This window comes from Qipengyuania sp., from assembly GCF_048550555.1.
GTDB lineage: Bacteria > Pseudomonadota > Alphaproteobacteria > Sphingomonadales > Sphingomonadaceae > Qipengyuania.
Window position 1 is genome coordinate 38,633 of the sequence record NZ_JBLYYF010000037.1, and the last position, 17,010, is coordinate 55,642.

18 protein-coding genes are annotated in these 17,010 nt (G+C 67.4%); 11 read left to right on the top strand and 7 right to left on the bottom strand.

Translation table 11 applies throughout. The features are described 5' to 3' along the window. Positions 1-3: 3 nt before the first annotated feature. From ACN4E0_RS09040 to ACN4E0_RS09050, 3 genes are all read right to left on the bottom strand, one after another. The gene (locus tag ACN4E0_RS09040) at positions 4-1,587 is read right to left on the bottom strand and encodes a type II and III secretion system protein family protein (RefSeq protein WP_419567263.1); all 1,584 of its coding nucleotides are present in this window, start codon (positions 1,585-1,587) and stop codon (positions 4-6) included. Positions 1,588-1,628: 41 nt separating this feature from the next. Beyond that, positions 1,629-2,648, bottom strand: coding sequence for a Flp pilus assembly protein CpaB (gene cpaB, locus ACN4E0_RS09045; protein WP_419567265.1), 1,020 nt, complete (start codon positions 2,646-2,648; stop codon positions 1,629-1,631). A gap of 91 nt (positions 2,649-2,739) precedes the next feature. Further along, on the bottom strand, positions 2,740-3,456 hold the full coding sequence (locus tag ACN4E0_RS09050) for an A24 family peptidase (protein ID WP_419567267.1): 717 nt from the start codon (positions 3,454-3,456) through the stop codon (positions 2,740-2,742). Positions 3,457-3,541: 85 nt separating this feature from the next. Here ACN4E0_RS09050 and ACN4E0_RS09055 point away from each other — a divergent pair, with 85 nt between their 5' ends. Together ACN4E0_RS09055 and ACN4E0_RS09060 are read left to right on the top strand one after the other, a co-directional pair. Beyond that, positions 3,542-4,507 (top strand): alpha/beta fold hydrolase, encoded by a 966-nt coding sequence (locus ACN4E0_RS09055; RefSeq protein WP_419567269.1) that lies wholly within the window; start codon positions 3,542-3,544, stop codon positions 4,505-4,507. After that, positions 4,504-5,601, top strand: coding sequence for an NAD(P)/FAD-dependent oxidoreductase (locus ACN4E0_RS09060; protein WP_419567271.1), 1,098 nt, complete (start codon positions 4,504-4,506; stop codon positions 5,599-5,601). Before ACN4E0_RS09055 ends, ACN4E0_RS09060 begins: the two co-directional genes overlap by 4 nt. A gap of 18 nt (positions 5,602-5,619) precedes the next feature. On the opposite strand, the gene rnhA is transcribed toward ACN4E0_RS09060, so the two are convergent. The 3 genes from rnhA to ispH are packed head-to-tail and all read right to left on the bottom strand — an operon-like array spanning position 5,620 to position 8,004. Beyond that, positions 5,620-6,066 (bottom strand): ribonuclease HI, encoded by a 447-nt coding sequence (gene rnhA / locus ACN4E0_RS09065; protein WP_419567272.1) that lies wholly within the window; start codon positions 6,064-6,066, stop codon positions 5,620-5,622. Next, on the bottom strand, positions 6,063-7,019 hold the full coding sequence (locus ACN4E0_RS09070) for a homoserine kinase (protein WP_419567274.1): 957 nt from the start codon (positions 7,017-7,019) through the stop codon (positions 6,063-6,065). Before ACN4E0_RS09070 ends, rnhA begins: the two co-directional genes overlap by 4 nt. 1 nt (position 7,020) lies before the next feature. Continuing rightward, positions 7,021-8,004: a 4-hydroxy-3-methylbut-2-enyl diphosphate reductase gene (ispH, locus tag ACN4E0_RS09075; RefSeq protein WP_419567275.1), complete on the bottom strand. Its 984-nt coding sequence runs from the start codon at positions 8,002-8,004 to the stop codon at positions 7,021-7,023. 97 nt (positions 8,005-8,101) lie between these two features. On the opposite strand from ispH, the gene ACN4E0_RS09080 reads away from it, so the two are divergent. The 9 genes from ACN4E0_RS09080 (at position 8,102) to tatC (ending at position 15,299) form a co-directional block, all read left to right on the top strand. After that, on the top strand, positions 8,102-8,755 hold the full coding sequence (locus tag ACN4E0_RS09080) for a hypothetical protein (protein ID WP_419567276.1): 654 nt from the start codon (positions 8,102-8,104) through the stop codon (positions 8,753-8,755). A gap of 46 nt (positions 8,756-8,801) precedes the next feature. Further along, entirely contained in the window at positions 8,802-10,541 is a 1,740-nt protein-coding gene (gene argS / locus ACN4E0_RS09085) for an arginine--tRNA ligase (protein WP_419567278.1), read from the top strand. A 2-nt stretch (positions 10,542-10,543) separates the two neighbouring features. Continuing rightward, positions 10,544-11,239, top strand: coding sequence for an SPOR domain-containing protein (locus ACN4E0_RS09090; protein ID WP_419567280.1), 696 nt, complete (start codon positions 10,544-10,546; stop codon positions 11,237-11,239). Positions 11,240-11,320: 81 nt separating this feature from the next. Continuing rightward, entirely contained in the window at positions 11,321-12,343 is a 1,023-nt protein-coding gene (nagZ, locus tag ACN4E0_RS09095) for a beta-N-acetylhexosaminidase (RefSeq protein ID WP_419567282.1), read from the top strand. Then, complete coding sequence (locus ACN4E0_RS09100) at positions 12,340-13,149, top strand: segregation and condensation protein A (protein WP_419567284.1); 810 nt, start codon at positions 12,340-12,342, stop codon at positions 13,147-13,149. The genes nagZ and ACN4E0_RS09100 overlap by 4 nt, the downstream gene beginning before the upstream one ends. Further along, on the top strand, positions 13,149-13,757 hold the full coding sequence (scpB, locus tag ACN4E0_RS09105; RefSeq protein WP_419567285.1) for an SMC-Scp complex subunit ScpB: 609 nt from the start codon (positions 13,149-13,151) through the stop codon (positions 13,755-13,757). Before ACN4E0_RS09100 ends, scpB begins: the two co-directional genes overlap by 1 nt. Before the next feature lie 59 nt (positions 13,758-13,816). Beyond that, the gene (tatA, locus tag ACN4E0_RS09110) at positions 13,817-14,044 is read left to right on the top strand and encodes a twin-arginine translocase TatA/TatE family subunit (RefSeq protein WP_419567286.1); all 228 of its coding nucleotides are present in this window, start codon (positions 13,817-13,819) and stop codon (positions 14,042-14,044) included. A gap of 24 nt (positions 14,045-14,068) precedes the next feature. Further along, positions 14,069-14,503 (top strand): Sec-independent protein translocase protein TatB, encoded by a 435-nt coding sequence (gene tatB, locus ACN4E0_RS09115; protein ID WP_419567287.1) that lies wholly within the window; start codon positions 14,069-14,071, stop codon positions 14,501-14,503. 1 nt (position 14,504) lies between these two features. Beyond that, a complete protein-coding gene (tatC, locus tag ACN4E0_RS09120; protein WP_419567289.1) occupies positions 14,505-15,299 on the top strand; it encodes a twin-arginine translocase subunit TatC in 795 nt (264 codons plus the stop codon). Here tatC and ACN4E0_RS09125 read toward each other — a convergent pair. Beyond that, a complete protein-coding gene (locus ACN4E0_RS09125) occupies positions 15,284-16,933 on the bottom strand; it encodes an amidohydrolase (RefSeq protein ID WP_419567290.1) in 1,650 nt (549 codons plus the stop codon). The two genes, tatC and ACN4E0_RS09125, sit on opposite strands and share 16 nt — an antisense overlap. Between the last annotated feature and the right edge of the window lie 77 nt (positions 16,934-17,010).

Sequence of the window (17,010 nt, forward strand, 5' to 3'; positions counted from 1 at the left end):
CCCCTATTCGAAGCTGAAGCCGGGTTCGGCCGACGCGGTGCGTTCGTTGCGCCCCGTGTCGGGCTTGCCCTTTGCCTGCCGGTTGCCGTCGTCGGCCGGCTGTCCCTGCGAGAAGCCGGGCGCGGCCGGAGCCGCTTCGACCGCGCTCGGTTTCGGGCGGTCGCCACCGGTCACCCCATCGCTCTGCTGATAGCCGAGCAGGCGCTGGAATTCGGTCGGCGTGCGGAAGCCGTCGGTTGGCAGTTTGATGTCGTTGCCGTCGACCGGCTTCACCAGATATGGCGTGACCACGATCACCAGTTCGGTCTCGCCCTTGCGATAGGTGGTCGAGCGGAACAGATTGCCGAGGATCGGCACGTCCCCCAGACCGGGTGCCTTGTCGACCGAGTTGGTCGCATTGTTCGACAGCAGGCCGGCGATCATGAAGCTCTGGCCCGAGCCCAGCTCGATGGTCGTTTCCGCGCGGCGTGTCACCAAAGCCGGGACCTGGAAGCCGTTCAGCGTGATCGCGCCCTGGCTCGACAGTTCGGATACCTCGGGGCGGACGCGCATCGAGATACGGCCGTTTGCCAGAACCGTGGGGGTGTAGGCGAGGCTGACACCGTAATTCTTGTATTCGACGGTGGTCGTTCCGAGACCCTGGCTGAGCGGGATCGGAAACTCGCCGCCGGCGAGAAACTCGGCCGTTTCGCCCGACAGGGCGGTGAGGTTAGGCTGCGACAGCGTGGTCACCAGGCCTTCGGTCTCGGCGAGATCGAGCGCCGCGCCGACATCGAGGCCGAGGAACTTGCCCATCGCCCCGAGCGTGGTGCCGGGCGACGCGCGGGTAATCGTCGTGCCGACCGCCTCGATCAGCTTGGTCGGGTCGGTCGGGTCGGGGATATAGCCCTTGGGCGTGTTGCCGACGCCAAGGGCGGGCAGCGCACCCCCGGCGATGAACCCGCTGCGGCCCTGGCCGACACCGAACTGGAAGCCACTGGTGCTGTCGATGCTGGTCAGATTGACGCCCAGCGCGCGGACGAAGCTGCGGCTGACTTCGGCAATGCGGACCTGCAGATTGACCTGCAGCGGCGTCGCCATGCGCAGCCGGCTGATGACGTTGGTCTCTTCGCCGACGAAGGCCTCGACGAGGCGCTGGGCCTCCTCGGCATCTTCGGGTGCGGCGACGGTGCCGGTCAGCAGGACCACGTTAGATCCCATGGTCGCCACCGAAATCTTGGCTTCGGGCATAGCGAGGGCGAGCAGCTGGTCGATGCTGCCGATGTTGGATCCGACGCGGACATTGGCCGACCAGATGATGTCTCCGCCGGCATTGCTGGCGTAGATCGTGGTTTCGCCCCCCGCCTTGCCGAGGACATAGAGCTGGCGCTGCGACTTGACCTGGACGTCGGCGACATTGTCGTCGGCGACGAACACGTCGGCCATGGTGCCGGGCACGTTGACCAGTTCGCCGCGACCGATCGAGAGTACGATCTCCGAGTTCGGGCGGACGACCGACTGCGCTGTCGCGACACTGGTCGGTGCGGTCGCCAATGGCGCGACGGCCATGCTGGCGAGCAGCAGTTTCGTGATAAGACGACGCTTCATCGAATTGCCCCCTGAATGGCTCTTCATTTTTTCGGCCCGGCTCATTTGCCGCCCACCGGTACTTCTTCGATTTCCTTGCCGCGGGTCACGCGGACGCTCGGGCCCCGGTAAACCGGAGCGCTTGCCCCCGCTGCCGGTGCAACGCCGGGCGCAGGCGCGACCTGCTGCGGTGCGCTCGATTGAGCCTGCGAAGGTGCGGTACGGCGCTGGAAGCGCGACACGTCGCCGCCCGTGACATAGGTGCTCTTGCCGTCGACCGGACGCGCCATGGCCTGGCGCAGAATGCGTTCTTCCTCTTCGGGCGAGGCATCGTCGGGAATGGTGACGTCGCCTTCGGCGATCGCGCGTTCGAGTTCGCTCTGGTTGTCGGCGAGCGAGCGCAGCGAGAGGCTCAGCGTGCCGATGGTCTGCGCCACCGCGACCTTTTCGGCGATGACCGGCGTGACCTCGAGCGTGACGGTACGGAATTCCTTGACCACCGTCGATCCGTCCTCGGCTTTTTCCGAAACCGTCGACTGGTCGGTGGCGAGCACGCGAAGGTTACGAAGGATGGTTTCCGAAGCTTTCAGGCTGGGGCCATCGCCCTCGACCTGCTGGGTCAGGACCATGTCGACGCGGTCGCCCGGGAAGACGAAGCCGGCGACGCCCGACTGGGCGTTCACGGGAACGGTGATCGCGCGCATCCCCGGGGCCAGCGCGGCGGCCAGGAAGCCGCGGTCGCCGGGGGCGACGAGCGAGCCCTGCGTGACCGGCTCGCCTGCGGTGATCGGATTGCGCACCACGGTCCCGAGCAGCTTGCTCATGTCGGTTTCGCCGTCGAGGAAGTAGGCATCCTGGACCAGTTCTTCGGGCCAGGGCTGGAAACCGAGCGCATCGGCGGTGATGATCGTGCCCACCGGCAGCGCGCGCTGTGCGACGAGTACCTTGGGACCCAGCGGTTCGACTTGCGCGGCCTCGGCCTGCGGAGCGCTTGCCCCGGCGAACATGCTCCGCGCGACAAGTGCCGTGCCGATCGCGACGATCAGCGCGACGACCAGCAGAACCAGCTTCTTCCTATCCATGGCTATCTAGCCCCCTAGTTCGGCCCGCGTAGCGATATGGCGGGCATGTATGGTTGCCTCCTCTAAGGGCGAATTGGTTAAGATCGCGTTCTCAACCACCGGCGGGAATTGCCGTCCCTGCCAGCAGCTCTCCGCTGGCGAGGATCCAGATCGCGGCCAGCGAAATCGCCGGGCCGTAAGGGACCCACAAATCGGCATCATGACGCCGGATGATGCGGATCGACCCGAGCGTGACGGCGAGGAGGACGACGAAGGGCGCGAGCACCAGCGCCAGCATCGCTGCGGAGCTGGCGGCGCCGAGAGATGCGATCGCCTGGGGCACGGGCAGGGTCGGCCCGCCAAGCACCGCGCTGGCGAAGACGGCCGCAATCGCCGTACCCAGCCCGAGGAGGGCGGCATCCAAAGTCGGCCTGGCCCCGGTCGCCTGCGAACGCGCGACGCGCCAGGCGCCCACCGCCATCGTCAGCACCCAGCCGAGCATCGCCATGGCGACCAGCAGCAGGGTAAACTCCGACGGCGGGATCCACAGGGCGAGGGCGGTCAGCAGCTTGACGTCGCCGCCGCCCATCTGGCGGATGGCGAAGAGCACGCAGCACACCGCGAACACCGCCAGGGCGAGGCCCAACTGGAGCGCGACGCCGGGCCAGAGCGGTAGGCCGAGCGAAAGCCAATAGAGCGGCGCGCCCGCGGCGATCGTCAGCGTCAGCCTGTTGCTGATAGTCCGGCTCCGCAGGTCGGTCACGATTACCCAGAGCAGTGCGATTGCCAAGCCGCAGAGCAATACGTAGGTGAAAGTCTGGCTGTGCATGGGCGCCCGGGGCTCTCCTTCGGGCGCGGTGCTACAGGAACGTGCTTACCAAAAAGTAACCATAGAGGAGGTCGCGATCACGGGCATGGCAGCGCAGCATGAGACCTTCGACCGCCGCTCGATCCCGCCCGGCGCGACCGAGTCCACTTTTGCCCTGGCCGATGGGCATGCGATCCGGCGGATCGACTGGCCCGGCGCGGATGGCGGCAGGCGCGGTTCGATCCTGTTCTTTCCCGGCCGCGGCGATTTCTACGAGAAATATCTCGAGACGCTCGATCACTGGCACCGCGCCGGATGGCGGGTCACCGCGGCCGACTGGCGCGGTCAGGCGGGCTCGGGGCGGCTCGGGAACGATGCGGTCACCGGCCATATCGCCGATTTCTCGTTGTGGACCGCCGACCTGGCGGAGCTGTGGAAGGCCTGGAAGGCGCAAACGCCGGGGCCGCACATCCTCGCCGCGCACTCGATGGGCGGGCATCTGGTCATGCGTGCGCTGGTCGATTCGCTGGTCAATCCCGATGCGGTGGTGCTGAGCGCGCCGATGATCGGGATGGCCGGCCCGCCGCTTCCGCTGGCAGTGCTTCATGCGGTCGCGAAGCTGATGACGAAGATCGGTGCACCGACCCGTCCGGCATGGAAGTGGAGCGAGAAGCCGGGCGAAATGCCGGCCAATCGGGGCGCCCTGCTGACCCACGACGCCCAACGCTATGCCGACGAGCTATGGTGGCGCGAGAAACGGCCCGAACTGGTCATGGGTCCGGGCAGCTGGGGCTGGGTCGAGCGGGCCTATGCGTCGAGCCGCAGGCTGGAGGAAGCCGGCGCGATGGAAGCGGTGCAGGTTCCCGTGCTGGTGCTGAGCACTTCGGCGGACCGGCTGGTCAGCCATGAAGCGGCGGTGCGTGCCGCGCAGCGCCTACCGAAGGGCGAGCTGGTTGCCCTCGGCGACGAGGCCCGCCACGAAATCCTTCGCGAGGCAGATCCCGTCCGCAGCCACGCCTTGGCGGAGATCGACGCATTTCTCGATCGCGTGGCGCCCGCGCAAACGCAGTGAGCTACTACGATTTCGCCGTGGTCGGTGCCGGCATTGCCGGCGCGAGCCTCGCCGCCGAGCTGGCCGAAGGCGGCGCAAGCGTCTTGCTGCTCGAGGCGGAGGAGCGCCCCGGCTATCATGCCACCGGTCGCTCCGCAGCCTTCTGGGAAGAATGCTACGGCGGGCCCGAGATCGTCCCCCTGACGCTCGCCTCCGGCGCACCCCTGCGTGACGGCGGGTTCCTGACCCAGCGCGGCGCGCTCTATATTGCGCGCTCCGGCGACGAGGCGCTGGTCACCGATTTCATGCAGCGCTTCGTCCCCACCGGCGCGACCATCGAACATCTCGGTCGCGGACAATTGCAGTCGCGACTCCCGGGCGTGCGCCCCAGCTGGACCGATGCGATCTGGGAGCCGGTCTGCGCTGATATCGACGTCGCCGCCCTGCACGGACATTTCCTCGCCCGCGGGCGTGCCGGTGGGGTGCACCTCGAATGCCGGGCACAGGTGGCGGACCTGAAGCGGGGCGAGGGAGGCTGGACGATCACCACCGCGCGGGGCGAGAGCTACCGCGCCAATACGATCGTCAATGCTGCCGGTGCCTGGGCCGATCCGGTCGCGCGGCTCGCAGGCGCCAGGCCTGTGGGGATTACTCCCTATCGCCGCACGGTCGTGCAGGTGCGCGTCGACCCTTGCGTGCCCGACGACCTTCCGCTCGTGCTCGACCTGCGCGGACAATTCTATTTCAAGCCCGAATCGGGTCGCCTGTGGCTGAGCCCGCATGACGAGGAGCCGAGCGAGCCGTGCGATGCCGCGCCGGAAGAGCTGGCGGTGGCGCAGGCGATAGAGCGAGTCGGCGAGGTGGTCGACTGGCGGGTCGAGGCGGTCGAACACAAGTGGGCAGGCCTGCGCAGCTTCGCGCCCGATCGGCGACCGGTCTATGGCCGCGATCCCGAAGTGGAAGGATTCGCCTGGTTCGCAGGGCAGGGAGGTTTCGGCATCCAGACCTCGCCTGCGGCGGCCCGGCTAACCCGCCAGCTCCTGCTCGACGAAGCGCGAGACGCAATGACCCGGGGGCTCGCAGCCGAGCTCTATTCGCCCGCGCGCTTCAGCTAGCCGAGGGGAATCGAAGCGCTAGGAGGCGGGGTTGGCGATGCGCTCTGCGGCGTCGCTGGCGAGGCGATCGACGCGATCGTTTTCCTCATGACCCGAATGGCCCTTCACCCAGTGCCATTCGACCCTGTGGTGCGCGGTCAGATCGATGAGGTCGTGCCATAGCTCGGCATTGCGGACCGGTTTCTTGCTGGCATTGACCCAGCCACGCTTCTTCCAGCCGTGGACCCACTTGGTGATTCCGTCGATCAGGTATTTGCTGTCGGTGTAGAGATCGACCTCGCACGGCTCGATCAGCGCCCGCAGGCCCATGATCGCGGCGGTCATTTCCATGCGATTGTTGGTGGTATCGGGCTCGCCGCCCGACAGTTCCTTTTCGTGCGGGCCCATCCGCAAAAGCGCACCCCAGCCACCCGGGCCGGGATTGCCCTTGCAGGCGCCGTCGGTGAACAGTTCTACCTTCTTCATGCGAAGGCGCTTTGGGCCCTCTCGCGGTAGAATTCCAGCCGGCGCATGAATTCCATCGGATCCTTGCGCCGGACCAGCGCATCGGCCGGTGTCTCGAGCCAGTCCTGCGCGCGGCTGGCAATGAACCGCAGGCACGCGCCCTCGGCCAGCAGCGGCAGCGCCGCGCGCTCACGCTCTCGGAGCGCGCGCACGCTCTCGTAACCTTCAACGAGGGCACGGCCGAGTTCGCGGTCGCAGGTCGTTCCGCTGCCGTCGAAGCACCACGCGGCATGAGTCACTGCCAGGTCGTAGGCCATCGCGCCGTTGCAGGCGAAATAGAAGTCGATCATGCCCGTGACCCGGTCGCCGAGCATCAGGACGTTATCGGGAAAGAGGTCCGAATGGATCACCGAGTTCGGCAGGTCGTCCGGCCATGCCGCCACGATCTCCGCGCCGGTGTCGAGAACGGCGGGCAATCGCAGATCGATGGCGGCGAGCGCCGTCTCACCGCAGCCCTTGAGCATCGCCAGCGTATCCGGCGGCGCGAGGCGGTTTTCGCGCTGGGTCGGAAAATCGCCAGCGGCGCCATGCATGCGTGCGAGGGCCGAGCCCACGGCGCGCGCCTGCGCCGCGCTCGGGTGGCTGGGTGACAGCCCGGGGAGGAACTCGATCAGCGCGACCGCCTTGTCGCCGACCAACCGCCAGGCATCGCCAGAGCGGTCGTGGATCGTGCGCGGTACAGGGCAGCCGGCGGCCGAAAGGTGATCGAGCAGGCCGAGGAAGAAGGGCAGGTCGGCGGTCTCGATCCGCCGCTCGTACATCGTCAGGACGAAGCGCCCCTGCGTGGTTTCGACCAGCCAGTTCGAATTCGAAACGCCTTCGGCGATGCCCTTGAAGGAAACCAGCTCGCCGACATCGTACTGCGCGACGAGCCGCGCCAGGTCCTCGGCCCCCAGGTGGGTGTAGACCGCCACCCTATTCGGTCAGCTGGCGGGGCAGCTTGAAGACCATGTTTTCCTCGGCGGTGGTCACCACTTCCTCGTCGACAACACGCCAGTCGGACAGGCGGTCGACCACCTCGCGGACGAGCTTCTCGGGTGCAGAAGCGCCTGCGGTCAGGCCGATCGTGCCGACCCCTTCGAGCCACGAAGGATCGATCTCGTCGGCCCGCTGGATCAGCCGGGCATCGGTCCCGATCCGTTCAGCCACTTCGACGAGGCGCAGCGAATTGGAAGAATTGGGCGCGCCGATGACCAGGACGAGATCGCAGCTCGGCGCCATCTCCTTGATCGCAGCCTGCCGGTTGCTGGTGGCGTAGCAGATGTCCTCTGCCTTGGGGGCGACGATCTGCGGGAAGCGGGCCTCCAGCGCTGCGACAATGTCGCGCGTATCGTCGACCGAGAGCGTGGTCTGCGAAAGATAGGACAGGTCGGCACCGGGCGGGAAGTCGAGCTTCGCCACATCGTCGATTGTTTCCACCAGCGTGATCCGGCCTTCGGGTACCTGTCCCATGGTGCCGATCACCTCGGGGTGGCCGGCATGGCCGACGAACAGGATGTGCTGGCCCTTTTCGATCTGCCGTTCGGCCTGGCGGTGGACCTTGCTCACCAGCGGACAGGTCGCATCGACATAGAGCATCTTGCGCCGCTCGGCCTCGGCGGGGACGGTCTTCGGCACGCCGTGCGCGCTGAACACCACGGGCGCGTCGTCGGGCACTTCGTCGAGTTCCTCGACGAAGATCGCGCCCTTGGCCTTGAGGCTGTCGACGACATAGCGGTTGTGCACGATCTCGTGCCGCACATAGACCGGGGCGCCGTATTTCTGCAGCGCGCGCTCGACGATCTCAATCGCGCGGTCGACGCCGGCGCAAAAGCCGCGCGGAGCCGCGATCAGCAGCTTCAGCGGAAGCCGCGGTTCGCCGGGGCTTGGCGCAGGCGTGGATGGAAAGGGGGCATTCATGTGCCGCCCTCTAGCGCTTTCGCGCTGCCCAAGCTAGGGCATCGCGCAGCCCGGCCGGGCGATGAATTCGAATGACCGTAAAAGGGAATTTTGCCGCATGACCATCCGCACCCGCCTTGTTCCCGCGCTTGCTCTCGGCCTGGCGTTGGCCGGTTGCGCCAAAGAGGGCGACCTGATCGTCGATCAGGGTGTCGGCATCAGCGCGGTGCGGACCGCCTGCCCCGCGGTCGGCATTCCCGACTACACCGGCGATATTACCACGTTCCGTGCCCCGGGGTCGACCACCCTCGCCGATCTCGACGTGACCGCAGCGATGACCAATCTGCGCTCGAGCTGCAACGAGGGCGCGGGTGACCGCGTCTATACCGAAGCGAGCTTCGACGTGGTGGCGCGGCGTAGCGATACGCGCGGCAGCCGCACGGTGACGCTGCCCTATTTCTCCACCGTCCTGCGCGGTGGTTCGGCGGTCGTCACCAAGCGAGTCGGCAGCGTGACGCTGCAGTTCGCCGACGGGCAGGAGCGCGCCACGGCTCGCGGGACCGCCGGCGCCTATGTCAATCGCGCCGAAGCGACGCTGCCCGCAGAAATCCGCGAACAGATCACCCGCAAGCGCAAGGCGGGCGATCCCGACGCCGCGCTCGATCCGCTGGCCGATCCCGCGGTGCGTGCGGCGGTCCAGCGCGCGACCTTCGAGCTGCTGGTGGGCTTCCAGCTGACCGAAGAGCAGCTGCGCTACAACGTCACCCGCTGAGCCTCTGGCATCTTGCCATTTTGCGCCGATAGTCTAGGCGCGCGCCATGGCTGACATGCAGACACTTCACGCGGCCTTCGCGGCCCGCATCGACGCGGTATTGGACGCTCTTGAAATGGAAGGCGGGCTTCCCGCCGGAACCGATCGCGGCAATGTGACCGTCGAGCCGCCGCGCGATCCCGCGCATGGCGACCTCGCCACCAATGCGGCCATGGTGCTCGCCAAGCAGGCGAAGACCAATCCGCGCGCGCTGGCCGAGACGATCGTCGAGCATCTGCGGCGCGATCCAGCGATCGCCGAGGCGGAGATCGCAGGACCCGGCTTCATCAACCTGCGCCTCCAGAGCGACGTCTGGCGGCGCGAGCTGCAGGCAATCGCCACGCTCGGCGAGAATTATGGCCGCTCGCACATGGGCGATGGGCAGACGGTCAATATCGAATATGTCTCGGCCAATCCCACCGGCCCGATGCACATGGGCCACTGCCGCGGCGCGGTGGTCGGCGATGCGCTGGCCGGCCTGCTCGAATGGGCGGGCTATCGCGTCACGCGCGAATACTACGTCAATGATGCCGGCGGCCAGGTCGATGTCCTCGCCCGCTCTGCCCATCTGCGCTATCGCGAGGCGCTGGGCGACGACATCGGCGAGATTCCGGAGGGACTTTATCCGGGCGACTATCTCAAGCCGGTCGGCGAACGGCTGGCTGAGGAATTCGGCCCCGCCTACAAGGACGCCCCCGAGGGCGAATGGCTCGAACTCTTCCGCCAGCGCTCGGTCGCGGCGATGATGGAGATGATCCGCGAGGATCTCGCGCTGCTCGGCATCCATCACGACCTGTTCTCCTCCGAAGCGGAACTGCAGGCGGCGAAGAAGCCCGAGGCGGCCGAGGCCTGGCTGCGCGAGAAGGGCCTCGTCTACGATGGCGTGCTCGAGGCGCCAAAGGGCAAGGCACCACCCGAGGATTGGGAGCCGGTCGAGCTGCCGCTGTTCCGCTCGACCGAATTCGGTGACGACCAGGACCGCCCGATCAAGAAGTCGAACGGGGCTTGGACCTATTTCGGCGCCGATCTCGCCTATCACTTCCAGAAGGCCGAAAAGGCCGATGCGCTGATCGACATCTGGGGCGCCGACCATGCCGGCACGGTCAAGCGGATCAGGGCCGCCGTCGCCGCGCTGACCAAGGGCGCCGGGCGCGACGTGCCCTTCGACGTCAAGCTGGTCCAGATGGTCAAGCTGCTGCGCGACGGCGAGCCGGTGAAGATGTCCAAGCGCTCGGGCACCTTCGTCACGCTCGCGGAAGTGGTCCGGGAAGTGGGCAAGGACGTGGTCCGTTTCACCATGCTGACCCGCAAGCCCGATGCGCAGATGGAATTCGACTTCGCCAAGGTGGTCGAGGCGTCCAAGGACAACCCCGTCTTCTACCTACAGTATGCGCATGCGCGCATCCGCTCGACGCTGCGCAAGGCCGGGGTCGAACCCAGCGATGCCCATCTCGACCGGCTGGGCGCGGAAGAGCTCGCCCTCGTACGCGAAGCCGCGCAGTTCCCGCGTGTGGTCGAGGCCGCCGCCAAGGCCCGCGAACCGCACCGCATCGCTTTTTTCCTCGGCGATCTCGCCGCCGCCTTCCACAGCTTCTGGAATGCGGGTAACGATGATCCGGCGAAGCGGATCATTCAGGAAGGCGATCCCGATCTTACCGCCGCGCGGCTGTTCCTCGCGGCGCAGGTCGGGCAGGTGATCCGCAACGGCCTCGCCATTTTGGGGGTCGAGGCGGTCGAGGAGATGTGAGCATGACGGCGTCCACGCCATACGACACCGATGAGGATTGGGATGGCGAGGACCAGCTCGACCTCGCCGATGGCGAAAGCCTGCCCTGGCTCGAAGCGGGCGAGGACGATCACGAGGCGACCGGTTTCGATACCTCGCGCCTGCTGATGATCGGCGTGCTCGCGCTGGTGCTGCTCGGTGCGGTCGTGGGCGGGATCTGGTTCGTAGCCAACCAGGCATCGGACGAACCCGAGGCGGACGGCAGCGTGATCGCCGCGCCCGAAGAACCCTACAAGACCAGGCCCGACGATCCGGGCGGCAAGACCTTCGCCGGCACCGGCGATACCAGCTTCGCCGTGGGCGAAGGGCAGACCCGCGAGGCCAAGCTGGCCGAGACCGCGCCGCCCAAGCCGGCGGCGAAGCCCGCGGAGAGCGGCCCCTCGATAGCCTCGACGGTGAACGAGCCTCCGCGCACCTCCGCCGCGCCCGGAACCGTGGTGCAGGTCGGGGCCTATCCGCGCCGCGCCGATGGCGAGGCGGCCTGGGCCAATCTGATGCGCCAGACCGAGGCGCTCAACGGCGTCAGCCACCGCGTGGTCGAGGCACAGGTCGATATCGGCCGCGTCTATCGCCTGCAGGCGGTCGCGGGCGATCGCAGCGGCGCCAACCGGCTGTGCGCCGCGCTCAAGGCCGACGGGCTGGCCTGTTTCGTCAAGTAGGGCGCTCGACCGGTCGAAATTTCCACACTTCCCGCGGGTCGCAAGCTTGCGGCTTCGCGGCGAAAGACACAGTTTCCGTCCATGACACCCGCCATTTTCGGCATTTCCGGCCTCGACCTGACGGCCGATGAGCGCGCCTTCTTCAAGGAGGCCGATCCGGCAGGCTACATCCTCTTCGCGAGAAATTGCGAGAGCAAGGACCAACTGCGGCGGCTGACCGACGATCTGCGCGCGATCCATGGGCGGGACCGGCTGATCGTCTCGATCGACCAGGAAGGCGGACGCGTCGCGCGGATGAAGCCGCCCGTGTGGCAGCGCTACCCCGCCGGCGAAGCCTTCGCGAATCTGTGGGACATCGCCCCCGCCTCGGCCATCGAGGCGGCGCGCGCCAATGCCGAGGCGATGGGTCGCGAGCTCGCCGAAATGGGGATCACGGTCGATTACCACGCGCCCTTCGATGTGCGTCGGCCCGAAACCGACGACGTCATCGGCGACCGTGCACTGGGCAGCGAATCGATGCAGGTCGCGGCTCTCGGCCGCGCGGTGCTCGACGGCATGGGCCGGGCGGGCGTTGTCGGATGCCTGAAGCACATGCCCGGCCACGGTCGCGCAACCTGCGATTCGCACAAGGAACTTCCGCATGTCGGCGTGAGCGCGGATGAGCTCGAGGCCGATATCGCCCCCTTCCGTACGCTTGCCTCGCATCCGCTGGGGATGAGCGCGCATATCGTCTTCGAGGCATGGGACCCGGCGCATCCGGCGACGCTGTCGCGAACGATCATCCGCGAGGTGATCCGTGGAGCGATCGGCTTCGACGGGCTGCTGTTGACCGACGATATCGACATGCAGGCGCTCGACGGGACCATTCCCGAACGCGCCGAACGCGCGCTCGCCGCGGGCTGCGACGTGGTCCTCAATTGCTGGGCGAAGATGGACGACCAGCGGGGCATCGCCGAACGCCTGGGGTCGATGGGCACGGCGAGTGCCGCGCGGCTCGACCGTGTCCATGCGGCGATGGGCGAGCCTCGGGACGGACCCGACACCGCCGAGTTGCTGGCCAAGCGCGATGCTCTGCTGGCCATCGCGGAAGAGCGGGCGGCGTGACCGGCGACGGCCTCCTCTTCGCCGAACCCACCGGCGCGGCGCCGGACGAATGGGACGAAGAGGCGAGCGAAGCGCCGGTCGACGAGAACGCGCTCTATCTCGAGCTCGACGGCTGGGAAGGGCCGCTCGACCTGCTGCTCGACCTCGCGCGGCGGCAGAAGGTCGATCTCCGCTCGATCTCCATCCTCGCGCTGGTCGACCAGTATCTCGACTATATCGAGCGCGCCGGCGCGCTGAAGCTCGAACTGGCTGCCGACTATCTCGTGATGGCGGCCTGGCTGGCCTATCTCAAATCGGCGATGCTCTTGCCCAAGGAAGAGCAGGAAGACCCGAGCCCCGAGGAACTGGCGCTCAAGCTGCAACTGCGCCTCCAGCGGCTCGGCGCCATGCGCGATGCGGCGGCACGGCTGATGGGCGGCGACCGGATCGGGCGCGACGTCTTCCTCCGCGGCAGCCCCGAAGGGCTCGAGATCGCCCGCAAGAACCTCTGGCAATGCGACCAGTTCGCGCTGATCGAGGCCTATGGCCGGGTCAAGGCGCGCACCGCGCCGGCGATCCACATGGTCCGCGAACGGCCGGTGATGACGCTCGAATCGGCGCTCGACCGGGTGTCGAACATGCTTGGTGTCACGCTCGAATGGGTGGAACTGCGCGATTTCCTGCCTCCGCACGCCGAACCCCGGCTCAAGCGCTCGGCGCTGGCATCGAGCTTCGTCGCCGCGCTCGAGCTGGCCCGGCTGGGCAAGGCCGAACTGCAGCAGGAGGACACTTTCGGTCCGCTGCACCTGCGCAGGGTACCTGCCTGATGGACGAACTCGCCCGCGCCGTGGAGGCCGCGCTGTTCGCGGCGGAAGAGCCGATGACGGCGGAGGCGCTGGCCGGTTTCCTCGGCGACGCCGCAGTCGGGGACGTGCGCGAGGCCCTGCGCAGCGTGGCCGCGGATTACGAGAAGCGCGGCATCCTCCTCGTCGAGCGCGGCAAGCGCTGGCATTTCGAAACCGCGCCCGATCTCGCCCATCTGCTCCGGCGCGAGAAGGAACAGGTCCGCCGGCTGAGCCGTGCGGCGACCGAGGTTCTGGCGATCATCGCCTATCACGAACCCGTCAGCCGTGCGGAAATCGAATCGATCCGCGGCGTGCAGACCAGCGGCGGCACACTCGACGTGCTCATGGAAGCGGGCTGGGTGAAGATCGCCGGACGGCGCGAGGTGCCTGGGCGTCCGACGATCTACGCGACCACGCCCGACTTCCTCGAACACTTCGGCCTTTCGAGCCGCCGCGACCTGCCCGGTATCGCGGAACTGCGCGCCACCGGCCTGCTCGACCCGGTCGAGGATGCCTATGACGAACTGGTCGGCGGAGACGAAGGGGAGGCCGAGGGCGAGGCCGAATCCGACAGTGGCGGTCACGCCTGACTGGCGCTTGGTCGCCAGCAGGCCTATATTCGCCCTCTAGCTACGAAAAAGGTTTCACAATGTCGCTCGGTCCCTGGCAGCTCATCATCATCGCCCTCGTCATCCTCGTGCTCTTCGGGCGCGGGCGAATCTCCGAAATGATGGGCGATTTCGGCAAGGGCATCAAAAGCTTCAAGCAGGGCATGAACGAGGATGACGCGCCCGCGAAGCGGATTTCGCACGATGCCAAACCGGCCGACGAGGGGCTGACCTCAGACCAGGTCAAGCAGACCACCGACACCAAGTAACCCGCAGCCAGGCGGAGCCCGCCCATGTTCGATATCGGCGCCAGCGAATTGCTGGTCATCGTCATTGTGGCGATCCTCGTGATCGGTCCCAAGGACATGCCGCGCGCGATGCGCACCGCGGGGCGTTGGATCGGCAAGATGCGCCGCATGTCGAGCCATTTCCGCGCCGGATTGGACGAGATGGTCCGCCAGGCCGAGATCGAGGAGATGGAAGAAAAGTGGGCCTCGCGGAACAGGGAGATCATGGCCAAGTATCCCGACGGCGCGACGCCCGAGGGCGGCTCGCCGGAAAACCTCCTGCCCAGCGAGATGGAACCGCTCGCCGCTGCGGGCGAGGTGCCCGATGCCGATGCCGCGGCGGAGGCTGCAATCAAGCGCGCCGCCCCGGTCAAGGCGCCCGAGCATGCGGACGAGCCCACGCTCCCACTCGATCCGCCTCCGCCCGGCAAGGACGCGTGACATGGCGGTGATCAAGGACATCGACGAGAGCCAGGCCCCCTTGCTCGACCACCTGATCGAGCTGCGCGCGCGGCTTGTGCGCTGCGTGCTGGCGCTGGTCGTCGCCTTCGGCGTCTGCCTCTATTTCGCCGATCCGATCCTCGGCTTCCTGATCCAGCCGCTCAAGAACGCCTTTCCCAACGGCCAGGGGCAGCTGATCTTCACCAAGCTCTACGAGGTTTTCTTCGTCGAGTTGAAGGTGGCGCTGTTCGCGGGCTTCTGCCTCAGCTTCCCGATCATCGCCAACCAGCTCTGGGCCTTCATCGCGCCGGGTCTCTACGCCAGGGAGAAGAGGGCCTTCCTGCCCTTCCTGCTGGCGACCCCGGTCCTGTTCCTGATGGGCGCTTCGCTGGCCTATTACGTGGTCATGCCGACGGCCTTCAAATGGTTCCTCGGCTTCCAGGGCACCGCCGGCGGGCTCGAGATTCAGGCGCTGCCCACCGCCAACGAATATCTCGGACTGGTGATGCAGTTCATCCTCGCCTTCGGAATGAGTTTCCTGTTGCCGGTGCTGCTGCTGCTGCTCCATCGCGCGGGGATCGTCACGCGGGCCCAGCTGGTGGCGGCGCGACGCTATGTCATCGTGCTGGTCGTGGCGCTGGCAGCTGTCATCACGCCGCCCGATCCGGGCTCGCAGCTGCTGCTGGCGATCCCGCTTCTGCTGTTGTTCGAAGGTTCCCTGGTGCTGATGCGCCTGACCGAAAGGCGTCGCAAGGCCGAAGCGGCCCAGCCCGAAGAACCTCAGTCCGCGTCGTAGACCTTGCGCCCGCCGACCCAGGTTTCGAGCACCTTGGTCGCACGCAGCTCGCTCGGCGTGGCCAGCATGGGATCGCGATCGACCAGCACGAAATCGGCGCGTTCGCCCGGCAACAGGCGACCGAAGCGACCCTCCGCGAAACCGGCATAGGCCGCGTCGCTGGTAAAGCCCGCCAGCGCCTGTTCGCGGGTCACCCGGTCCTGCGGGCGCCAGCCGCCGAAGGGCTCGCCACTGGCGTCCATTCTCGTGGTCGCGGCGGCGAGGCCGGCGAAGGGATCGGGCGATTCGACAGGTGCATCCGACCCGAAGGCCAGCCGCCCGCCGAGCTGGAGGATGGTGTTCCAGGCATAGGCGCCCTCTAGCCGGTCGGGCCCGAGCCGTGCCTCGACCATCAGCCGGTCGCTGGTCTGGTGCACCGGCTGCATCGAGGCGATGATGCCGTTCTGGCCGAACTTTGGTAGGTCGACCGGCTCGACGATCTGCGCATGTTCGATCCGCCAGCGGCGGTCGCCGGGAAAGCTTTCGGCAATCTCGCCGATCGCGTTGAGCGCGTCTTCGTTGGCGGCACTGCCGATGGCGTGGATCGCGGGCTGGAAATTGCCCGTGGCCGCCCGCACGAGGATGTTGCGGAATTGCGCCGCGTTCATCAGCGGCAGGCCGGTATTGCCCGGATCGTCCGCATAGGGCCGCTTGAGCCACGCCCCGCGGCTGCCGAGAGCGCCGTCGAGATAGAGCTTCACGCCGTTCAGGCGCAGCTTGTCATCGTAGAGCCAGGGGGACGGTCCCGAGCCGGCGATGAGTTCCATCTGGTCGGGCCCCGCAGCGTAGGACATGATCCGCAGCGTCAATGCGCCGCGATCGCCCGCGCGGCGGAAGGCCTGCCAGTCCTCGATGCTCGTCCCCATGTCGGCCACGGCGGTGATGCCGAAGCGATGGAGCAGCTTCTGCGCCTCGGCAAAGGCGAGGTCGCGTTCCTTCGGGCGGGGCGCGGGCACGGCGGCCTGCATGATGTCGGTCGCCCGGTCGACGAACACGCCCGACGGAGTCTTGCCGTCGGCCAGTCGTTCGATACGCCCGCCGGCGGGGGTCTTCGTCGCCGCATCGACGCCGGCCGCGCGCAGGGCGACGCTGTTGGCCCAGCCGGCATGGCCGTCGACCCGCTCCAGATAGACCGGGCGGTCGGCAATCGCGCTGTCCAGTTCGGCGGCGGTGGGGAAGCGGCCGAGGCCCCATTTCTCCTGGTTCCAGCCGCGCCCGAGGATCCAAGGCCGGTCCGGATTGGCGGCCGCGAAGGCGCGGATCTTGTCGAGCGCCTCGGCCAGCGAATTGGTCTCCGACAGATCCAGAGTGAGCGCACCGATCCCGACCCCCATGACATGGACGTGGGCGTCGATCAGTCCGGGGATCATCACCCGGCCCTTGCCGTCCTCGCGATAGTCGGTCTGCGGCTTCTTGTCCTTCGCCTGGAGGATCTGCGCGACCTTGCCGTCGTCGTCGATCACCAGCGCGGTAAAGCGCTGGACCTTGCCGTCCTCGCCGATGGTCAGACCTTCGACATTGTCGACCAGCACGTCGGCCTGCGCGGGCAGGGCGAAGGCAAAGGCAAGCACGGTTGCAAGGAGTTTGAGCTTCATGTCGGGCGGTCCCATCAGGCAATTCGCCGCCCGCGATAAGGCATAGCTTGCCCGAGGCAAACCCTTTCGGCGATTGC

Bases quoted from the DNA above. Each gene is read 5' to 3' on its own strand.
- ACN4E0_RS09040 (WP_419567263.1), bottom strand. From the start codon at position 1,587: ATGAAGCGTCGTCTTATCACGAAACTGCTGCTCGCCAGCATGGCCGTC.
- cpaB (WP_419567265.1), bottom strand. From the start codon at position 2,648: ATGGATAGGAAGAAGCTGGTTCTGCTGGTCGTCGCGCTGATCGTCGCG.
- ACN4E0_RS09050 (WP_419567267.1), bottom strand. From the start codon at position 3,456: ATGCACAGCCAGACTTTCACCTACGTATTGCTCTGCGGCTTGGCAATC.
- ACN4E0_RS09055 (WP_419567269.1), top strand. From the start codon at position 3,542: ATGGCAGCGCAGCATGAGACCTTCGACCGCCGCTCGATCCCGCCCGGC.
- rnhA (WP_419567272.1), bottom strand. From the start codon at position 6,066: ATGAAGAAGGTAGAACTGTTCACCGACGGCGCCTGCAAGGGCAATCCC.
- ispH (WP_419567275.1), bottom strand. From the start codon at position 8,004: ATGAATGCCCCCTTTCCATCCACGCCTGCGCCAAGCCCCGGCGAACCG.
- ACN4E0_RS09080 (WP_419567276.1), top strand. From the start codon at position 8,102: ATGACCATCCGCACCCGCCTTGTTCCCGCGCTTGCTCTCGGCCTGGCG.
- argS (WP_419567278.1), top strand. From the start codon at position 8,802: ATGGCTGACATGCAGACACTTCACGCGGCCTTCGCGGCCCGCATCGAC.
- ACN4E0_RS09090 (WP_419567280.1), top strand. From the start codon at position 10,544: ATGACGGCGTCCACGCCATACGACACCGATGAGGATTGGGATGGCGAG.
- nagZ (WP_419567282.1), top strand. From the start codon at position 11,321: ATGACACCCGCCATTTTCGGCATTTCCGGCCTCGACCTGACGGCCGAT.
- scpB (WP_419567285.1), top strand. From the start codon at position 13,149: ATGGACGAACTCGCCCGCGCCGTGGAGGCCGCGCTGTTCGCGGCGGAA.
- tatA (WP_419567286.1), top strand. From the start codon at position 13,817: ATGTCGCTCGGTCCCTGGCAGCTCATCATCATCGCCCTCGTCATCCTC.
- tatB (WP_419567287.1), top strand. From the start codon at position 14,069: ATGTTCGATATCGGCGCCAGCGAATTGCTGGTCATCGTCATTGTGGCG.
- tatC (WP_419567289.1), top strand. From the start codon at position 14,505: ATGGCGGTGATCAAGGACATCGACGAGAGCCAGGCCCCCTTGCTCGAC.
- ACN4E0_RS09125 (WP_419567290.1), bottom strand. From the start codon at position 16,933: ATGAAGCTCAAACTCCTTGCAACCGTGCTTGCCTTTGCCTTCGCCCTG.